Below are 19,808 nucleotides of genomic sequence, written 5' to 3' on the forward strand. Positions count from 1 at the left end.
GGTCCTCCCGGGCCGGGCGGGCGGCGTCGCTCCGCCGGACGCCCCACGCCGCCCTCCGGGGCGGCCGGCCGCCGCAGGGCGGTCGCGGAACGCCCGGCGGTCGGAGTCGTCCCCCCGCACACTGTCCGCCAGCAGCACCACGGGGTCGTCGGCCCCCTCGTCACCGGCGACCACCGGTTCACGCGCGTCCGCCGCCTTGGCGCGGTACTGCGCGGCGTCCGCCAACCGGAACAACCGGCGGGCGGAGACCACCGGGCCGATGCTCCTGCCGGTGGAGGCGACCCCGCAGGCAACGCCCTGTCCGAGCTCCAGCCCGTCGGCGCGGCGGCAGATCTCCCGCGCCACCCGGATCACCTCGGGCGCGGTGGAGCCGACGGCCACCAGGCAGAACTCGTCGCCGCCCAGCCGGGCGGCGAGCGAGCCGGGGAGTTGCGCGCCGCAGAGGGAGAGCACCGAGGCGAAACGTTCAAGCAGGTGGTCGCCCGCCACATGGCCCAGCGAGTCGTTGACACCCTTCAGTCCGTTGACGTCGCAGACGACGAGGCTGACGGCCGTGCCGTCCCTGCGGTGATCCCCGACCGCGTCCTCCAGGAGCGCGTCCACGGCCCGCCGATTGGCGAGCCCGGTCAGCGGGTCGGTGTACGCCAGCTTCCTGACCTCGGCCAGCCGCTCGTGGTGCACCAGGCCGCTCGCCGCGACCTCGGCGAGGACGGTGGCGAAGGCCGCCTCGGGCAGGCCGAGAGGCACGGCGTCCACTCCCCGGGCCACATACAGCTCCCCCCAGGCCCGTCCGTGCAGCACGACGGGGGCCACGACGCAGCTCCCGCGGCCGCGGCGCCGGAGGGCGGCGGCCCGACTGCGGCGGTGGGCGGCAGCGGCCGCCTCCACCGGCGCGCCGGCGGCTCCCCCGGCCTCGTCGGCGGTCTCGATCCACGCCCGGGGCTCCACCCCGGCCGTCCAGCCGGCGGGCGAGAAGCCCGCGATCTCGGGGAAGTCGTGCACCGGGTAGGACTCGTCGACCGGGAACTCCACCTCGCCGGGCGCGAGTTCCCCGTTGTTGACCAGCACGCGGAGGCGGCCCCGCTCCCGCTCCCAGACCGAGACGGCCGCAAAGGCGCCGTCCAGCGCCCGCCGGGCGGTCTCGGCCACGACGCGCACCGCGCCGGCGAGGTCACCCGCCGCCGCCATCGCCTGCGCCAGCTCCACCACGGCCCGCAGCCGAGCGTCCTCTCCCATGCGGACACATTATTGCGGTTTGTACCTTTTCGCCGGGCGCGCCGGGTGCAATTGCGAGGGATCACAAGTCCGGAGCACAGCGGCCCCGCCACCCGGCCCAGCCGAGGACGCCGCGCTACTCCCCCGGCCAGTCGGGCGTGCGCTTCTCGTTGAAGGCGGCGACCCCCTCGGCGCGGTCCCCGGAGAAGGCGACGGTCCGCCACGCCGCGTCCTCGATCTCCATGGCGGCGGTGACGTCCATCCCCCATCCCGTGCGCAGCGCCTTCTTGGCGGCGCGCAGCCCGATCGGGGAGTTGGCGGCGATCCGGCCCGCGAGCTCCAGCGCGGCCTCTCGATCGGTGCCGGCCGGCACCACCTGGTCGACCAGGCCGAGCTCGCCCGCCTCGGCCGCCGCCACCCGCCGTGCACTGAAGATCAACTCGGCGGCGCGCGCCGCGCCCACCCGGCGCGGCAGCAGCTGCGTGCCGCCACCGCCGGGGATGACGCCCACCGAGACCTCCGGCAGGCCGACCACGGCGGTCTCGTCCGCCACGATGAGGTCGCAGGAGAGCGCCAGCTCGTAGCCGCCGCCCAGGGCGAAGCCGTGGACCGCGGCGATCGCCGGCATCGGCAGCGCCAGCACTCCGCCGTAGGCCGCGCGGGCGTAGGGGCGCTGCCGGACCAGCTCGGCGTCGGTCAGCGAGTTGCGCTCCTTGAGATCGGCGCCCACGCAGAACGCCCGCTCATGGGTGGAGCTGAGCACCACCGCAGAGACCTCGCGGGTGGCGGCGAGCGCCACGCACGCCTCACCGAGCTGACGCGCCATCTCGGTGGACACGGCGTTCATCGCGCGCGGCCGGTCGAGGACCAGCTCGGCCACCCGGCCGCCGTGACGGCGCACCACGACCCACTCGCCGAACCGCTCCTCCCGGACACCCCCCGGGCCGTGGCCCGTACCGTTCCCCGACTCCGCCACCGACGTCATCGTCCGCTCCTTCGGTTAACGCTCGCTCACTGTTCGACGCAGCGCATCATGCCATCCGCGCGCCCGCCTGCGGGAGGGTGCGCGCCGGGCGCTTACGGTGGAGCCGCGCCGCCTTCGGGGGCGGGTCGCGGCCGCCGGGGCCCGTCGCGCCCCGGCGGCGCCGGCCGCCGCCGCTGCCTGACGGCCCGGCAGGTCGCGTTCCGGGCAGGCCGGACGGCCGTTCCTGACCGGTTCGCGCGCATCGGTTCCGGTGGCCGCGGGGAGATCATGAGCGCCGTCGGAGACGGGAGATGAACCTCATTCCCCGTTCACCGCGCGGTCAGCCGGCGTTCCGGACGCCACGGAACGGTCGTGACCGTCCCCCGGCGCCGACGCCGTACCGCTCCTCGGCTACCCCGCGGACGGTCCGGACGGCGCCCCGTGAGCGGAAGAGCCGAAGGGCGTAGACACCCATGTTCCGAGACCGACCAGGTCGGACCAGCCGACGAAGAGGGCGGACCGTCGTGACGACGGTCGTCCTCGGCCTGCTCGCGGGGTTGGGCGCCACCGCGCCCCCCGTGGCGGCCGACCCGCAGGGCACCGCCGCCTCCGGGCTCGAACCGTTCGACGCGGTCGACCAGTTCATCGGCACCCTGCACGACCGGAGCCAGAACAAGGGCAACAGCGCCTACGGCAACACCTGGCCCGGCGCGACCCTGCCCTTCGGCATGGTGCAGTTCACCCCGACCACCCACAACACGCGGGGCGGCGACAACTGGGGCGGCTACGAGTACGACGCGGACCAGCTGCGCGGGTTCGGCCTCACCCGGCTCTCCGGCACGGGGTGCGCCAACAACAACGGTGCCTTCGACGTGCCGGTCCTCCCGTACACCGGGCGCCTCACCGCCGACCGGGCGCTGCCGACCTCGCCGGCCGACTCGATCGGCGACTACTTCCTGGACTTCTCGCACGAGAACGAGACGGCCGAGCCCGGCCACTACGCGGTGGGTCTCGACAACGGCACCGACGTCGCGCTCACCGCCACCGAGCGCACCGGCGTCGCCACCTTCGACTTTCCCGACGACCGCGACTCCGCGACGCTGGTCTTCGACGTCGCCGGCTCCAACAACGGGTCCAGCGCCAGCTCGGTGTCGGTCGACGGGAACACCGTCTTCGGCTGGACCGAGACGCGCACGGTCTGCGGCGGCGGGAGCTACCGCATCCACTTCTCCGCCGACTTCGACACCCCCGTCTCCTCGCACGGCACCTGGAGCGGCTCGCGGGTCGAGGCCGGCTCCGGCGAGGCGAGTTCGACCTTCAGCCACGGCTCGGGCGCCTTCGTGTCGTTCCCGCGCGGCTCGGAGGTCACCGCGCGCATCGGGATCAGCTACGTCAGCGTGGAGAACGCGGCGCTGAACTCCGCCACCGAGGCGGCGGGGCGCAGCGCGGCGGAGATCCGCGAGGCGGCGGCCGAAACCTGGCGCGAGGCGCTGGCCACCGTCGACGTGACGGGCGGCAGCGACGAGGACCGCACCGTGTTCTACACCGCGCTGTACCACGCCCTGCTCCACCCGAACCTGTACGACGACGTCAACGGCGAGTACTTCGGCTACGACGGGACCGTCCGGACCGTGCCCGAGGGCCGGCACCAGTACGCGACCTACTCCGGGTGGGACGCCTACCGCGGCCACGCGCAGCTGATCGCGCTGCTGTTCCCGCAGGTCGGGTCGGACATCAACCAGTCGCTCACCGACCTCGCGACGCAGACGGGACGCTGGCCGAACTGGCCGCACAACGGCGTCTCGCAGCAGAAGATGAGCGGCGACGGCCTCCAGGTGGTGCTCGCCACCATCGACGCGTTCGGCAGCACCGACTACGACCGGGAGGCTGCGCTGGCGTCCATGGTCACCACCCAGACACTGCCCGCCGCCGGCAGCAACCGCGGCGACCTCCAGCAGTTCGCGGGGCTGGGATGGATCGAGAACCGCAACGGCGACTCGGCGACCTCCCGGACGCTGGAGTACGCGATCAACGACTTCGCCGTCGCGCAGCTCGCCGACCGGCTCGGTGACGAGGAGAGCCGCGACCGGTTCATGACGCGGGCGCAGAACTGGCAGAACGTCTTCGACCCCGAGTCCGCGCACATCAGGCCCCGGGAGCGCAACGGCTTCGACCGCGGGTTCGACCTCGGGGAGCGGGGCAACCAGTTCGAGCAGTCCACCGGGTACCAGTACGGGTGGCTCGTCCCGCACAACCTGGCGGCACTGATCGAGCGGCGCGGCGGCCGGGACGAGGCGCTGGAGCAACTGGACCACTTCTTCACGGAGTTGGACGCTGGCGTCTACAACACCCCGTACTCCTACCTGAGCAACGAGGCGGTGCTGCAGACCCCCTGGATCTACAACTGGCTCGGGGAGCCCTCGCGCACCACCGACGTCCTGTACCGCGTGGTCGACGAGATGTACCACGGCGGGCCGAGCGGTCTGCCGGGCAACGACGACCTGGGGACGCTCTCCGCCTGGTACGTGCTCGCCACCGTCGGCCTGCAGCCCATGGTCTACGGCACCGCCGACCTCGCGCTCTCCGCGCCGTTGTTCGAGCGCGTCGTGATCGACAGCGCCGGCAGCGACCGCGTCATCGCCGTCGACGCCCCCGGCGCCGGGCCCGACAACCGCTACGTGCAGTCCCTGACCGTCGACGGCGTACCGACCACCGCCTCCTGGCTGCCGGCGGAGTTCACCCGCTCCGGCGGCACCCTGCGCTACACGATGGGCGCCACCCCCGGAGCCTGGGGCACCGGCGCCGACGACGTGCCGCCGTCCCACGACCGGGGCGCCGACGGCTACAACAACATCGGCACCTCCGCCGACGGCCGCGGTGCGACCGGCATGCTGGACGCCTCCGGCAACACCCTCCCCCGGGAGCGGCTCGCGGCGGCAGGGGCGGCCCCCGGCGCCGAGATCACCGTGCCGGGGACGGACACCGTCTTCCACTGGCCGGACACCGCACCGGGCGAACCCGACAACTGGGTGCCCCACGGGCAGCGCGTCGAGATGGGAGGCGCCTCCGGCGCCGCGATCTCCTTCCTCGGCCTCGCGACCAACGGCCCCTCCCAGGGCACGGCGACCGTGGTGTACGAGGACGGCTCCCGGCAGTCCGTCCCGGTCGGCCTCACCGACTGGACCCCCGGCACCGCCTACCGGTTCGGGAACACCCCGGTGGTGACCGTCCCCGGCCGCAACCGCTCCGACGGCGGCCAGGACACCACGGAGGCCAAGGTGTTCGCCACGGCGCCGGAGGCGATCGACCCGGACCGCCCCGTCGAGGCGGTCCTGCTGCCCGAGGGCTCCGACCGGGGCGTCATGCACCTCTTCGACGTGGCGCTGAGCAGCACGCCACCGCCAGCGCCGGACGCCACCCCGGAGCGGGTCGTCCTGACGCCGACTGCGACGCCGGAGTCGGCGCAGGCCGTCAGCTGGCGCAGCCGCGCGGGTACCGGCCTCGTGGAGTACCGGACGGGCGAGGACGGCGAGACATCGACCGTCGCGGCGGAGCTGGTCGCCGAGCGGCACATCGGCGACGCCTCGTTCTCGGCCTGGTCGGCCGAACTCACCGGGCTCCCCCCAGGAACCACTCACGACTACCGGGTCGGGGACGGTGAGAACTGGAGCCCCTGGCACACCTTCACCACCGCGGCCGACGGCGCCGAGCCCTTCACCTTTCTCTACTACGGCGACAACCAGAACGGCCTGTCCGACGTCTGGCCGGCCATCGCCCGGCGCGCCAACGCCGACGTCCCGGAGGCGGCGCTCGCGCTGTACGCCGGCGACCTGATCGACTTCGCCAACGAGGGCGAGTGGTCCGCCTGGTTCGCGGCCAACCCCGAGGGACTGGCCAACCAGCAGACGATCACCGCCGTCGGCAACCACGAGTTCAACTCCGGCAACGGGCTGTTGCAGACCAACCGGATGAGCTTCGCCTACCCCGCCAACGGCCCCGTGCCGGCGGACGCGGGCGAGGACGCCGACCGCTACGGCGAGCACCTGGCGGAGGCGATGACGGACTCGGTGTTCCACGTCGACCACCAGGACGTGCGCTTCGTCGTCCTCAACGCCAACCGCGACGACATCTGCGAGCTGGTCCGGCCCCCGGGGCTCACGGAGTTCGACTGCGGCGAGGCCCGCCGCATCTGGGTGGGGATGCAGGCGCGGTGGCTGGACCGGGTCCTCGACGAGAACCCCTCCACCTGGTCGGTCGTGCTGCACCACCAGCCGGTCCTGTCCAGCGGAGCCAACCGGGACGAGCCCGACATCCGCGCCGCCTGGCTGCCGATCTACCAGGAGCACGACGTCGACCTGGTGCTCGCCGGCCACGACCACACCTACGCCCGCGGCCACGCCGACGAGGACGCCACCGCCACCCCGGGGCTGACCACGGGTCCGGTGTACGTGGTGTCCAACGCCGGCGCGAAGTTCTACGACCTCCAGCCGGAGGACGACAACGTCTGGACCCGCAACGGCGCCACCATGGTGACCCGCGCGCAGCAGACCTCCACCTACCAGTCCGTCACGGTGGACGACGGCACCCTCTCCTACCGGTCGGTCATCGCCCACCGGGGCGACAACCGCGCCGCCGGGGAGGTCGGCGAGGAGTTGGACAGCTTCACGGTGACGCGGTACGCGGACGGCACGAAGTGGGTCACGGAGGACGGCGTCACTCCCCCGCCCCCGCCGACGGACCCGACCGACCCGACCGATCCCACAGACCCGACCGATCCGACCGACCCGACCGACCCCACAGACCCGACCGACCCCGAGAACCCGAGCGACCCGAGCGACCCCACGGAGCCCACGGACCCGGCGGACCCGACGGACCCCACGGACCCCACGGACCCCACGGACCCCACGGACCCCACCGACCCGAAAAGCCCGGGTCCCGGAGCCCCAGGAGGTCCCGGGTCGCCCGGCACACCCGGTACGCCCGGCTCACCCGGCGGCACCGGCACCGGCACCGGCACCGGCACCGGCACCGGAGGCTGGACGCCGCAGGGCCACACGTCCCTCCCGGCGGGCGCCGGCTCCCTCGCCGCCACCGGCTCCGCCGCCGTGCTGCCGCTGGTGCTGACCGCGGCGGCGCTGGCGGGGCTGGGTGCGGCGCTCGTCCTCGTCCGACGCCGCACCGGCAGTCGCGGGGTGCGCTGACGGCCCGGCCGGCGGGTCGCCCGCGGTGAACCGGCCGGGCCGGGGAGGCTCGCCGCCTCCCCGGCCCGGTCGGTTCCCGCTCGCGGCCCCACTCCCCTCCGAGCGAGCGGTGCCGCGCCGCGGCGGGCGACCCCTCAGCCGGGGCGGGTCAGCTGCCAGGGGGCGATGATGCCCAGTCCGCGCACGGGCCGCTGGTGGAGCGGCCGCAATGTGAAGCGGTGGCCGCGCCCGTCGGGCGCCGGCTCGCCCGGGCGCGGAGAGGGTGCGGCGCCCGCCGCGGTGAGCTCCTTGCGCATCGCGTCGTCGACCAGCACCGCGTCCTTCGGCGCTATGGAGGTCAGCCGGCTGGCGAGGTTGACGGTGTTGCCGAAGACGTCGCCCATCCGGGTGGTGACCGTGCCGAAGGCGATACCGACGCGCAGCTCCGGCAGGATCGGGTTGTCGGCCATGGTCTCGATCAGGCGCAGCCCGATGCCGGCGGCGGTCGCCGCGTCGTCGGCGGCGAAGAGCACCTCGTCGCCGAGGGTCTTGATGAGCCGGCCGCCGTACTCCGCGACCTGGTCGGCGGCGGTGGTCTCGAAGGTCTCGACGAGTTCGCCGAGTTCCTCCTCCTCCAGCCGTCGGGTCAGGCGGGTGAAACCGACGAGGTCGGCGAAGCCCACGGCCAGTCGGCGGTCGACCAGTTCGGCGTCGTCCTGCTCCTGCACGACCCGGCCCGCGGCGGCGGCCAACTGGCGCCGCCAGACGTAGACGAGGAACTCCTCCAGTTCGGGCAGGAGCAGCTCGACCAGCGGGTAGGCGACCTCGGAGCGGGTCATCCCCGGCTCCGGGGGCTCGGTGAGCCCCTCCAGGAAGGAGTCGATCTGCCAGTCCGCCAGCCGGGCGGTGGTCTGGCCGGTGGAACGGGCCACCTGGACCGCCATCGGCTCGCTGAGCAGCCCCGCCTCCACCAGACCGGCGAGGCGTCGCAGGGCGAGGACATCGGCCTCGGTAAGGGCCTTGGCCTGCCCGATGTCGGGGAAGCCCATGGCGCGCCAGAACCGGGACGCCATCTCCATGGGAACGCCCGCGGCCTTGGCGGCCTGGAAGGGCGTGTACTCGCGCTCGGCACCGATGATCAGCTGTTCGAGCCGGAGCGCCACGTTGTCGTCGTGGTCCTCCGGACCGTCGTCACCGGCGGGCGTTGGCGTGTCGCTCACGGGCGCCGCCTCGCCGTTTCCGGTGTGAGAGTCCCTCCGCCGCTCACTCGCCCCACCGCTCCGCTCCGCCGCGCCCGGCGCGCCGCTGTCCTCGCACCACCCTACGGCAGGGGCGGCCCGTCGCACGGATGTCTGCCCAGGTCCGCCCCCGGACGCACCCGCCCGGACGGGTGGTCGGGCCGGACGGGCGGGGCGGCGGGGCCGGTCGGCCCTGGGACCGGACGGCCGGGCCGTCGCCGTGGACCCGGCCCCGGGGGCGCGGCCTGCGCGCCTCGGCCGGTTCCTGCGCGTGGTGTCCGGTTCGGCGCGCCGCGCTCCCGGCGGCGCTACGCCGTCAGTCGCCCCGAGCGCGCAGGTGGACGATGTCGCCCGCGCCGACGGCATGGCGAGTCCCCTCGGCGTCGGTGATCACCAACCGCCCGTCGCCGTCGAGGGCGGTCGCGTCGCCGTGCAGTTCCTTGCCGCCCGGCAGCAGGGCGGCGACCGGCCGGCCGAGGGTGGCGCATCCGGCGACGTACGCCGCCTGCACCCCGGCCTCGCAGGCGTCGCCGCCGGTCTCGGCCCAGCTGCCGTACCACTCGGCCAGGGACCGCAGCACGGCCCGCAGCAGCGGGTCGCGGTCGGTGACGGTGGCACCTGCCTGGCGCAGCGAGGCGGCGGTGGGGACGGGCAGCTCGTCGTCGCGGGGGGTGACGTTGATGCCGATGCCGAGCACCACCGCGGGGGTGCCGTCGGCGGTGTCCACGCGCTCGGCCAGTATGCCGCCGGCCTTGCGCTCCTCGCCCTCGACGGTGACCAGGAGGTCGTTGGGCCACTTCAGCGCGGTGTCGACCCCCGCGGTGCGGGAGAGGGCGGCGGCGGTGGCGACGCCGGCCAGCAGCGGGAGCCAGCCCCACCGCGCGGGGTCCGGCTCGGGGGCGAGCAGGACGGAGAGGAAGATGCCGGAGCGCGCGGGGGCGCTCCAGCCGCGCCCCAGCCGGCCGCGGCCCGCGGTCTGCTCCTCGGCGACGAGCACCGCGCCGGGATCGGCGGTCCCGGCGCGGGCGGCGGCGACCAGGTCGGCGTTGGTGGAGCCGGTGGAGGCGGTCACCTCCAGCGACGTCCAGGGTCCGTCGGGCCCGGTGAGGGCGCGGCGCAGCGCCGGAGCGCTCAGCGGGGGGCGGTCGAGGTCCGACCAGCGTGCGGCGGCGGGGGGTCGTGCGGTCATGGGCTCAGACTAGGTTCTCGCCGGGGTGGTCGCCCGCGCCCGGACCGGTGGGCGGGCGCCCGGCGGGGCCGCGCGGACGCGTCCCGGCGCCGTCGCGGGCGGCGCCGGCGGGGCGGTCGGGGCGCGGTTGTGGTCGACGCCGCACTGTGGTTCGGCGGCGACCGCCGTTAACCTACGCATCGGTAGCCAACCCGATGACGAGTAGGAGCCGCAGCCGTGCGCGACCAGGAGAACCGTTCCGTCCCGGCGAACGACGTCCCGGGGGACGACGCCGCGGGTGCGCGGGACGCGGCGCCCCACACCACGGCGGGCAAGCTGGCGGACTTCCGCCGCCGGTCCGAGGAGGCGGTGAACGCCGGTTCGGCGCGGGCGGTGGAGCGGCAGCACGCCAAGGGCAAGCTGACGGCGCGCGAGCGCATCGACCTGCTGCTGGACGAGGGGTCCTTCACCGAGCTGGACGAGTTCGCCCGCCACCGGTCGGTGAGCTTCGGGATCGAGGCGAACCGGCCCTACGGCGACGGTGTCGTGACCGGGTACGGCACGGTGGACGGCCGCCCGGTCTGCGTCTACTCGCAGGACTTCACCGTCTTCGGCGGTTCGCTGGGCGAGGTCTACGGCGAGAAGATCGTCAAGGTCATGGACTTCGCGCTGCGGACGGGCTGCCCCGTCATCGGCATCAACGACGGCGGCGGCGCCCGGATTCAGGAGGGCGTGGTCGCGCTCGGGCTGTTCGCGGAGATCTTCCGCCGTAACGTGCACGCCTCCGGGGTGGTGCCGCAGATCTCGCTGATCGTCGGGCCGTGCGCGGGCGGGGCGGTCTACTCGCCGGCGATCACCGACTTCACCGTCATGGTCGACAAGACCTCGCACATGTTCATCACCGGTCCCGACGTCATCCGGACGGTGACGGGGGAGGACGTCGGCTTCGAGGACCTCGGCGGTGCCCGCACCCACAACACCACCTCGGGCGTCGCGCACTACATGGCGGGGGACGAGAAGGACGCCGTCGACTACGTGAAGGCGCTGCTCTCCTACCTGCCGTCCAACAACCTCTCCGAGCCGCCCGCCTACCCGGAGGAGTCCGAGCCGGAGGTGACGGCGGAGGACCGGGAGCTGGACACCATCGTGCCCGACTCGGCCAACCAGCCGTACGACATGCACCAGGTGATCGAACACGTCCTGGACGACGGCGACTTCCTGGAGACGCAGCCGCTGTTCGCCCCGAACATCCTCACCGGTTTCGGCCGGGTGGAGGGCCGTTCGGTGGGCGTCGTCGCCAACCAGCCGATGCAGCTGGCGGGTTGCCTGGACATCGACGCCTCGGAGAAGGCCGCCCGCTTCGTGCGGACCTGCGACGCCTACAACATTCCGGTGCTGACCTTCGTGGACGTCCCCGGCTTCCTCCCCGGGACCGACCAGGAGTACGGCGGCATCATCCGACGGGGCGCCAAGCTGATCTACGCGTACGCGGAGGCGACGGTGCCGCTGATCACCGTCATCACCCGGAAGGCGTTCGGCGGCGCGTACGACGTGATGGGCTCCAAGCACCTGGGGGCGGACCTCAACCTGGCGTGGCCGACGGCGCAGGTCGCGGTGATGGGCGCCCAGGGCGCGGTCAACATCCTGCACCGCCGCCGGCTGGCGGCGGTGGCGGACGACGCCGAGCGCGAGGCGCTGCGCGCCCAGCTCACCCAGGAGTACGAGGACGCCCTCCTCAACCCGTACGCGGCGGCCGAACGCGGGTACGTGGACGCGGTGATCATGCCCTCGGACACCCGGCGGCAGGTGGCGCGCGGGCTGCGGCAGCTGCGGACCAAGCGGGAGAAGCTCCCGCCGAAGAAGCACGGCAACATCCCGCTCTGAGCGGGACGGCGGCGGTGTCGCGGCGGGCGGTCGTACCGGGCGCCGCGACACCGCCGCGGGCAGGGGAACGGGCCGCGCGCGGCGGAAGCGCGCGGGCCGGTGGAACGGACCGGTCGTAGGCGGCAGGGGAAGGCGGTGGCGGCGATGGACGGACAGCCGACGCGGGAGGGCGGTGCCGAGCCGGAGACCATCCGGGTCGTCCGGGGCAACCCGACCCCGGAGGAGCTGGCCGCGGCGCTGGCGGTGGTGCGGGCGCGGCTGGCAGCGGCACCCGCGGGAGCGGACGGCCCGGTGGCCGTGTCCGCCTGGGGAGCGCCCTCGCTCACCGTGCCGGGGTCGACGCCCGCCCCCGGGCCGGACACCTGGCGCACCAGCCACTGGCCGATCTGACCCGATGCCCGCCCCCCGTGCCTGCCCCGCGGGGTTCCGGGTGCGGGGGCCACGGATCTGAGTACGTGTACTCAGGCGCGCCCGCGCCGCCGGTGGCAGGGTCGGCAGCATGCTCTGGCACGACCTGCACGACCCGCACGCCGACCCGCGCAACGACGTGGACGACCGTGAGCGCTCGCTGCGGCAGCGGCTGCGCCGCGCGGTGTGGCTGATCGCTGCCGCGTCGGTGGTGGCCGCGCTGCTGCTGGTCTGACGCGGCCGTCCCGCGCATGTGGCGGGACGGCCGCGTCGCGTGTGACATACGCCATGCGCCACCCGTTCCGGCCACGCCACGGGGCGGGGACGACCGGGTTCGGCCCCGCGGGCGGCCACGACCTCCGCCGCGGACCGGCGCGGGGCCCCGGACGCACTCCCCCGCCCGGAACGCCGCACTCCGCACGCGACACCGACCGCTCGCCCCGCCCGCCGACGGGCCGCGCCATGCGCTCGCGCCGGGTGTCGGCGGGGCCCACAGCGGCGAAGCGGAACACCCACCTCCGCTGCGCAGGGCGCTGGTTACCCGTCACTGACCACCGGAAAACCCGCCGCGCCGCACCGCGCGCCGAGGAAGCCACCGCGCCCGGAGGCACTCTTCTCGCGACCTTCCATACTCGGTATGTTCAGCGGCGCCGTGGCAGGCGTCCGTGCCAGCCACGCGTCAACCACACACGCCTGGGGGCATGTTGAGCACGAAGAAGAGAAGGGCAGCGGTGGCTGCCACCGCTTCGGCCATAGCCGTGGCGCTGGCCGCCGGCCTCGGCGGGGGCGCCGCTGCCGCACCGCCCGGTTCGGCGGCGGGAGTGCCGCTGAGCGTGTCCGCGCAGGGCGCCGCTGTCACCCTCCTCACCGGTGACCGGGTCGTTCTCGCAGCGGACGGCACGGTGGCATCGATCCACCCGGCACCCGGCCGTGAGGACATCCCCGTGCGGGTCCTGGAGACGGACGAGGCCACGTTGGTGGTGCCACGCGACGCCGTCGCGCTCATCGCCGACGGGACGCTGGACCGCGCCCTGTTCGACGTCGGCGAGCTGTCCCGGCCGCAGTACGAGCAGTTCGCCGGCACGCCGCTGATCGTCAGCTACGAGGACGGCAGCACGGCCGCACGCTCCGAACTCCGCGCCGAACCCGACGTCGAACTGCGGGCGGCCCTGGAGAGCGTGGAAGCCGACGCCGTGACCCTCGCCGAGGAGAGCGGCGCCTCGGTGTGGGAGACCCTCACCGCCACGGCCGCAGAGGGGGACTCCGCTCTCGCGGCGGCCCCCGGTATCGCGACGGTCTCCCTCGACCGGATCGTGCGGAGCACCCTCGACACCAGCACGGCGCAGGTCGGTGCCCCCGCCGCCTGGGCGGAGGGGCTGGACGGTTCCGGCGTCACCATCGCCGTGCTGGACACCGGCATCGCCGCCAACCACGGCGACTTCGACGACAAGGTGAAGCTCGCCGAGAACTTCACCGACGCACCGAACACCGACGACCTCAACGGCCATGGCACCCACGTCGCTTCGACGGCCGCGGGAACAGGCGCCCGCTCCGACGGCACCTACCGCGGCGTCGCCCCCGGCGCGGACCTGCTCAACGGCAAGGTCCTGGACGACGAAGGCTTCGGCCTGGAGTCCTGGATCATCGAGGGCATGGAGTGGGCCGCCGACTCCGGCGCCGACATCATCAACATGAGCCTGGGCGGCCAGGCCCCGCGGGGGGCGGATCCGATGGCGGAGGCCGTCGACCGGATCTCGGCGGAGACCGACGTGCTGTTCGTGATCGCCGCGGGCAACTCGGGCCCGCGGGCAGGGACCGTCGGAACACCCGCGGTCGCAGACGCGGCCCTCACCATCGGCTCGGTCACCAAGGACGACGAGATCTCCGAGTTCTCGTCGGTCGGCCCCCGGGCGAGCGACGGTGCCCTCAAGCCCGAACTCGCCGCGCCGGGCTCCGACATCGGTGCCGCCGCGGCGCCCGGGAGCTACATCGAGTCCGAGGGCACCCCGGTTGCGGACGGCTACGTGGCGATCTCCGGAACGTCGATGGCCGCCCCGCACGTCGCCGGTGCCGCGGCCGTCCTCGCTCAGCAGAACCCCGACTGGACCGGCACCCAGCTGAAGTCCGCGCTGACCAGTTCCGCCGCCGCCCTCGACGGGCCGGCGCCGATCCAGCAGGGCACCGGGCGCCTGGACATCGAGCGCGCTCTGACCCAGCGCGTCACCGCCGACACCACGACGCTGGACTTCGGCGTCCTCGAGTTCCCCGCCGACCAGGCGGAACCGATCACCCGTGAGGTCACCTACCGCAACGGCGGCGCCGAGGACATCACCCTCGACCTGGCGCTCACCACCACCGGACCGGAGGACGGCCCCGCGCCGGAGGGTCTGTTCACCCTCGCCGCCGACGAGGTGACGGTTCCTGCGGGCGGCGAGGCCACCGTCGCCGTCACCGCGGCGCCGGCCGTGACCGAGGGCACGGTGGGCCACTACGGCCTCTTCGTCACGGCCACCGGCGACGACCAGCAGGTCCGTACCGCCGGCACGGTCGAACTCGAACCCGAGTACTTCGACCTCACCCTCGACATCACCGGGCGGGACGGCGGGACCGACACCAGCGGCGAGATCTACATCGAGGATCTCGACGCCGGCATGTTCATCTGGGCCGACTTCGTCGACGGTTCGTTCAGCGAACGTCTGCCGGAGGGCACGTACCTCTTCGATGTGGTGTCCGATCACGAGACCGACGGCGATCGGACCGGCGTCGACTTCGCGGTGCACCCCGGCCTGAGTGTCACCGCGGACACCACCGTGGACGTGGCGCTCGGCGAAGCTCGTGAGATCGACTTCGTGGCACCGGACGGTTCCACCCCGGACGAGTTGGTGGCCGGCTACAGCGCGTCCCGCGAGTCCGGCGCCGGCACCGGCTTCGCCACCCACCTCCCCGCCCTGCCCGAGGGACTGCGGACACTGTCGCTCGGCGACGCCGGCCCGGAGGTCGAACTCATCCACTTCTTCACCTCGTTGCACGGGGCGGAGGAGGACGAGCCCGCCTACCTGCACAGCACTGGCGCAGGCTTCCCCACCGGGCTGGTCAACCACGCCACCGCCGAGGACATGGCCCGGGTGATCGTCGGAGCCGGGTCCTCCGCGCCGGGCACCACCGGCATCGTCAGCGCGAGCCCCAGCACGGGCATGCCGCCCAATGGAGCCGTCGTCGACCTCCCCGCGGAGGTCACGCTCCTGGTCCAGGCGGACGCCGCCGAGTGGAACGCCTCCCTGACACAGTTCACCGCGGACGGCGACTACGCGGTGCACTACGAGGGCGACCAGCACCATCTGAAACCCGGGGATGCCCATGAGGAGACGCTGAACATCGGGGTGTTCGGCCCCTCGGTCGGTGAGTGGTCCGGCGTCTTCACTTTCGACAACCACCTCGTCGGCATGGTCTACCACTTCTCCGACGGCGCAGGGAACGACGGCGAGGCCCTCTCGAACGGGCACACCACCCTCTACCGGGACGGCGAGGTGTTCGCCGAGTTCGACCGGACGGCCGAGTACGTGGAGAGCCGTGTCCCCGAGGGCGAGGCGGAGTACCGCCTGGTCAGCACCGCCGACCGCCACGACCTGGGCTATGCCGCGGTGAGCACCGAGGTGACCGTCGACTGGACCTTCACCGCAGCGCCGAGCGGAGAGTTCGAGCAGATCACCGGGCCGCTGGCCGTCCGGTACTCCCCCGACCTCGCCCTGGACAGCACCGCGCCCGCCAAGAAGAAGCTCACCGTCCCCCTCACCGTCACCGGTGGTGAGGCGGCGTTCCTCACCGTCGAGGCCTCCTTCGACCAGGGCGAGAGCTGGGAGGAGCTCAAGGTCCACACCAAGGACACCGGCGACCTCGTGTACGTCCACAACCCCGCCGCCGGCGGCTCGGTCTCGCTGCGCGCCACCGCCGAGGACGCCGACGGCAACCGCTCCGTCCAGACCATCATCGACGCCTACCTGACCCGCTGACACCGGCCCCCGGTGCGGACGAACCTCGTCCGCACCGGGGCCTCCCGTCGTGATCTGCGTCACTCTCACGGCGGCCGGCGGGGAGCGGCGAACCCACCGCACAGCATCGCGACACCCTTCCACCCCCGGCCGCAACCGCCCCTTTCCCGCCTCGACGGCAGGGCGCCACCACCTCACGGAGCGCACGCCCACCGTCCTCTCGCGTGGGAGAGCGATCGGCGCGGCGGCCGGCCCCGCGGCCACCGGCGCGTCCGAAAGGTCACCCCGGAACCACCCGTTCCGCCGCCGCCCCGTCGACCGCACCCCAGCCGCGCGCCGGCATCCCGGGACGGGGTGGCACGTTCAGGATCTGGCAGGGACCTGGCAAACCCTACGCATACTCGGTATGTTCCCGGCGCGAAGAGGGGCGAATCCTCGCCGCCCACGTCAACTCGCCCTCCTGGGAGCCACGTTGAGCATGCGAAGAAGTATCAGAACGAGAGTCGCCACCGCGACCGCGGTGGCCCTGGCACTGGCCTTAGGCCCCGGCGGAATCCCGGCCGCGTCGCACGGAGCGACCGATCCCGGTGACGAAGGCCCCGCCGCCGCAGCCGCCGCCGAGCCCGGACAGTCGGTGACCCTCCTCACCGGTGACAAGGTGGTACTCGCCCCGGACGGTTCCGTCGCCGCCATCCGTCCGGCGCCCGGCCGGGAGGACATCCCGGTACGGGTGACACGGCAGGACGAGTCCACTCTCGTCCTGCCGCAGGACGCGCTACCGCTCATCACCGACGGAACGCTGGACCGCTCCCTGTTCGACGTCGGCCAGCTCTCCCGGCCGGAGTACGACCGGTTCGCGGGGACCCCGCTGATCGTCACCTACGAGGACGGCCGGACCACCGCCCGCTCCGACCTCCGCGCCGAACCCGATGTCGAACTGCGGACCGCGCTCGACGTCGTGGACGCCGACGCCCTCACCCTCGCCGAAGAGAGCGACGCCTCCGTCTGGGAGACCCTCACCGAGAGCGACACCGACGACGCACTGCTGACAGCAGCTCCCGGTATCGCGACGGTCTCCCTCGACCGGATCGTGGAGACCACCCTTGACACCAGCACTGCCCAGGTCGGCGCCCCCGCCGCGTGGGCTCAGGGACTGGACGGCACCGGGACCACCATCGCCGTTCTCGACACCGGGATCTCGGCCGACCACGGCGACTTCGAGAACAAGGTGAAGCTCGCCGAGAACTTCACCGACTCACCCGGCACCGACGACGTCGACGGCCACGGCACACACGTCGCCTCGATCGCCGCCGGCACAGGCGCCCGCTCCGACGGCACCTACCGCGGTGTCGCCCCCGGCGCTGACCTGCTCAACGGCAAGGTCATCGGCGACGACGGCTTCGCACTCGACTCCTGGATCATCGCGGGGATGGAGTGGGCCGCCGACTCCGGCGCCGACATCATCAACATGAGCCTCGGCGTCCCGCCCGCGCAGGGGCCCGACCCGATGGCCGACGCCGTCGACCGCATCTCGGAGGAAACCGGCGCTCTCTTCGTCGTTGCCGCCGGCAACCGGGGGCCGGGCAGCGGTACGGTCTTGTCCCCCGGCACCGCCGACACCGCCCTCACCGTCGGCTCGGTGGGGAAGGACGACGAGATCTCCAACTTCTCCTCGGCGGGCCCACGCACCGCCGACGGAGCGCTGAAGCCCGAGATCACCGCACCCGGTTCGGACATCGGCGCGGCCGTCGTCGAAGGCAGCCGCATCGACCTCATCGGAACCCCGGTCGCCGACGGCTACGCGGCCATCGACGGCACCTCCATGGCCGCGCCCCACGTCGCCGGGGCCGCCGCCATCCTCGCCCAGGCCCGCCCCGACTGGACCGGCGAGCAGATCAAGAACGCGCTGACCAGCTCCACCGCCGCCCTCGACGGCCCCGCCCCGACCCAGCAGGGCACCGGACGCCTGGACATCGAACGCGCCCTGACCCAGACCGTCACCACCGACACCACCACCCTCGACTTCGGCGCGGTCGAGTACCCGAGTGAGCAGGCCGACCCCGTACGCCGCACGTTGACTTTCCGCAACGCCGGTGACTCCGACACCACACTCAGCCTGGCGCTGACGACCACCGGCCCCCACGGTGCGGCTCCCGAGGGGCTGTTCACCCTCGACGCCGACGAGATCACCGTCCCCGCCGGCGGTGAGGCGTCCGTCGAGACGACCGCGGTGCCCGCCGCCGGCGGTGGCGAGACCGGCCACTACGGCGTCTTCGTCACCGCGACCGGCGACGACCAGCAGGTTCGCTCCGCCGGAACCGTCGAACTCGAACCGGAGTACTTCGACCTCACCCTCGACATCACCGGCCGCGACGGCGGGCCCCCGCCATTCACCTTCATCAAGGTGGTCGACCTGTCGGACGGCGCCCAGTCCTGGGAAGGGACAGTGGACGGCACGTACACGAAGCGGGTCGCCGCGGGTGACCACCTCCTGCAGGTGGAAGCGGACCACCGGCCCGATGGCACGACCACCGGCATCGACATCGCGCTGGCCCCCCACGTGACCGTCTCGGCCGACACCACCATGGAGATCGACCTCACCGACGCCCGTGAGGTCGACGTCGCCGCGCCCGGTGCCGAAGAGCTGGTTCAGCTCGTCCCCGCCTGGGAGGCCACGGACGCCGAGACGGGGCTGCACCACAGTGAGATGACCTTCCTCCCCGATCACCCCGACGGTGTCCGTACCCTCTCGCTGGGAGAGGCGCGCGCGAGCACCGACCTGGTGCACAAGTTCGCCTCGCACCACGCGAAAGAGGACGGCAGCGGCACCTCCTACCTGTACAGGGAGGGCGACGGCTGGCCCACCGGGCTGGTCAACCGCCCGGCTGCCGGTGACATGGCCGAGCTGACCGCCCGCGTCGGTGGCGCAGCACCGGGCACCATCGGCGAGCTCACCGTTCAACCGGAGGGCAGCATCAGCCCGATGTCGCTCCTCCTGGACCTGCCCGCCGAAGCGGTCGTCCGGCTGCAGGGGGGCATCGCGTGGAGCCTGCTGCTCATGCAGTGGGACGCCAACGACGAATCCACCGCCACCTACTGGGTTCCCGGCCGCAGAGCAGCGGGGGGCGACAGGTACACGGAGACCATGAACGTGGGGGTCTTCGGCCCGACCATCGGGGAGTGGGAAGGCGTCTTCCAGGAGAACGGCGACCTGATAGGCCGGCTCGCACCCTTCATCGACGGCGCGGGCAACGTCGGTGGGGCGACATCCGACTGGTCGGCAGCCCTCTACCGTGAGGGCGAGCTCTTCGCCGAGTTCGGCGAGGACGAAGGGTTCGTGCAGATCGGCATCCCGGAAGGCGAGGCGGAGTACCGCCTGGTCAGCACCGCGGAGCGCGGCCACCTCGGCTACAGCACGGTCAGTACCGAGGTGACGGTCGACTGGACCTTCACCGCCGCGCCGAGCGAGGAGTACGAGCAGATCGCCGGGCCGCTGGCCGTCCGGTACTCCCCCGACCTCGCCCTGGACAGCACCGCACCCGCCAAGAAGAAGCTCACCGTCCCGCTCACCGTCACCGGTGGCGAGGCGGCGTTCCTCACCGTCGAGGCCTCCTTCGACCAGGGCGAGAGCTGGGAAGAACTCAAGGTCCACACCAAGGACACCGGCGACCTCGTGTACGTCCACAACCCCGCCGCCGGCGGCTCGGTCTCGCTGCGCGCCACCGCCGAGGACGCCGACGGCAACCGCTCCGTCCAGACCAT

At 73.4% G+C, this 19,808-nt stretch carries 10 protein-coding genes; 6 read left to right on the plus strand and 4 right to left on the minus strand.

Annotated features, from left to right (window positions below; translation table 11 throughout):
• Together HCN56_RS13040 and HCN56_RS13045 are read right to left on the minus strand one after the other, a co-directional pair.
• A partial coding sequence (locus HCN56_RS13040) for a GGDEF domain-containing protein (RefSeq protein WP_167970608.1) occupies window positions 1–1,236 on the minus strand: 1,236 nt, incomplete at its 3' end.
• Window positions 1,237–1,351: 115 nt separating this feature from the next.
• Window positions 1,352–2,200, minus strand: coding sequence for an enoyl-CoA hydratase/isomerase family protein (locus HCN56_RS13045; protein WP_167970610.1), 849 nt, complete (start codon window positions 2,198–2,200; stop codon window positions 1,352–1,354).
• Window positions 2,201–2,652: 452 nt separating this feature from the next.
• On the opposite strand from HCN56_RS13045, the gene HCN56_RS13050 reads away from it, so the two are divergent.
• Window positions 2,653–7,380, plus strand: coding sequence for a GH92 family glycosyl hydrolase (locus tag HCN56_RS13050; RefSeq protein ID WP_167970612.1), 4,728 nt, complete (start codon window positions 2,653–2,655; stop codon window positions 7,378–7,380).
• A gap of 134 nt (window positions 7,381–7,514) precedes the next feature.
• On the opposite strand, the gene HCN56_RS13055 is transcribed toward HCN56_RS13050, so the two are convergent.
• Window positions 7,515–8,579, minus strand: coding sequence for an adenylate/guanylate cyclase domain-containing protein (locus tag HCN56_RS13055; RefSeq protein ID WP_312871213.1), 1,065 nt, complete (start codon window positions 8,577–8,579; stop codon window positions 7,515–7,517).
• A 334-nt stretch (window positions 8,580–8,913) separates the two neighbouring features.
• The gene (locus tag HCN56_RS13060) at window positions 8,914–9,786 is read right to left on the minus strand and encodes a biotin--[acetyl-CoA-carboxylase] ligase (RefSeq protein WP_167970616.1); all 873 of its coding nucleotides are present in this window, start codon (window positions 9,784–9,786) and stop codon (window positions 8,914–8,916) included.
• 315 nt (window positions 9,787–10,101) lie between these two features.
• On the opposite strand from HCN56_RS13060, the gene HCN56_RS13065 reads away from it, so the two are divergent.
• From HCN56_RS13065 to HCN56_RS13085, 5 genes are all read left to right on the plus strand, one after another.
• Window positions 10,102–11,649 carry an acyl-CoA carboxylase subunit beta gene (locus tag HCN56_RS13065; protein ID WP_209312679.1) on the plus strand — a complete coding sequence of 516 codons (1,548 nt, stop codon included), beginning with the start codon at window positions 10,102–10,104 and terminating at the stop codon, window positions 11,647–11,649.
• 144 nt (window positions 11,650–11,793) lie between these two features.
• On the plus strand, window positions 11,794–12,039 hold the full coding sequence (locus tag HCN56_RS13070) for an acyl-CoA carboxylase epsilon subunit (protein ID WP_167970620.1): 246 nt from the start codon (window positions 11,794–11,796) through the stop codon (window positions 12,037–12,039).
• Window positions 12,040–12,148: 109 nt separating this feature from the next.
• Window positions 12,149–12,292, plus strand: coding sequence for a hypothetical protein (locus tag HCN56_RS13075; RefSeq protein WP_167970622.1), 144 nt, complete (start codon window positions 12,149–12,151; stop codon window positions 12,290–12,292).
• A 496-nt stretch (window positions 12,293–12,788) separates the two neighbouring features.
• Window positions 12,789–16,067, plus strand: a complete 3,279-nt coding sequence (locus HCN56_RS13080; RefSeq protein ID WP_167970624.1) for a S8 family serine peptidase — start codon at window positions 12,789–12,791, stop codon at window positions 16,065–16,067.
• A gap of 613 nt (window positions 16,068–16,680) precedes the next feature.
• Window positions 16,681–19,808: S8 family serine peptidase (locus HCN56_RS13085; protein ID WP_167970626.1), on the plus strand; the 3,128-nt coding region annotated here is incomplete at its 3' end.

Origin of the sequence: Streptomyces lonarensis (assembly GCF_012033735.1) — a bacterium.
Lineage (GTDB): Bacteria > Actinomycetota > Actinomycetes > Streptomycetales > Streptomycetaceae > Streptomyces > Streptomyces lonarensis.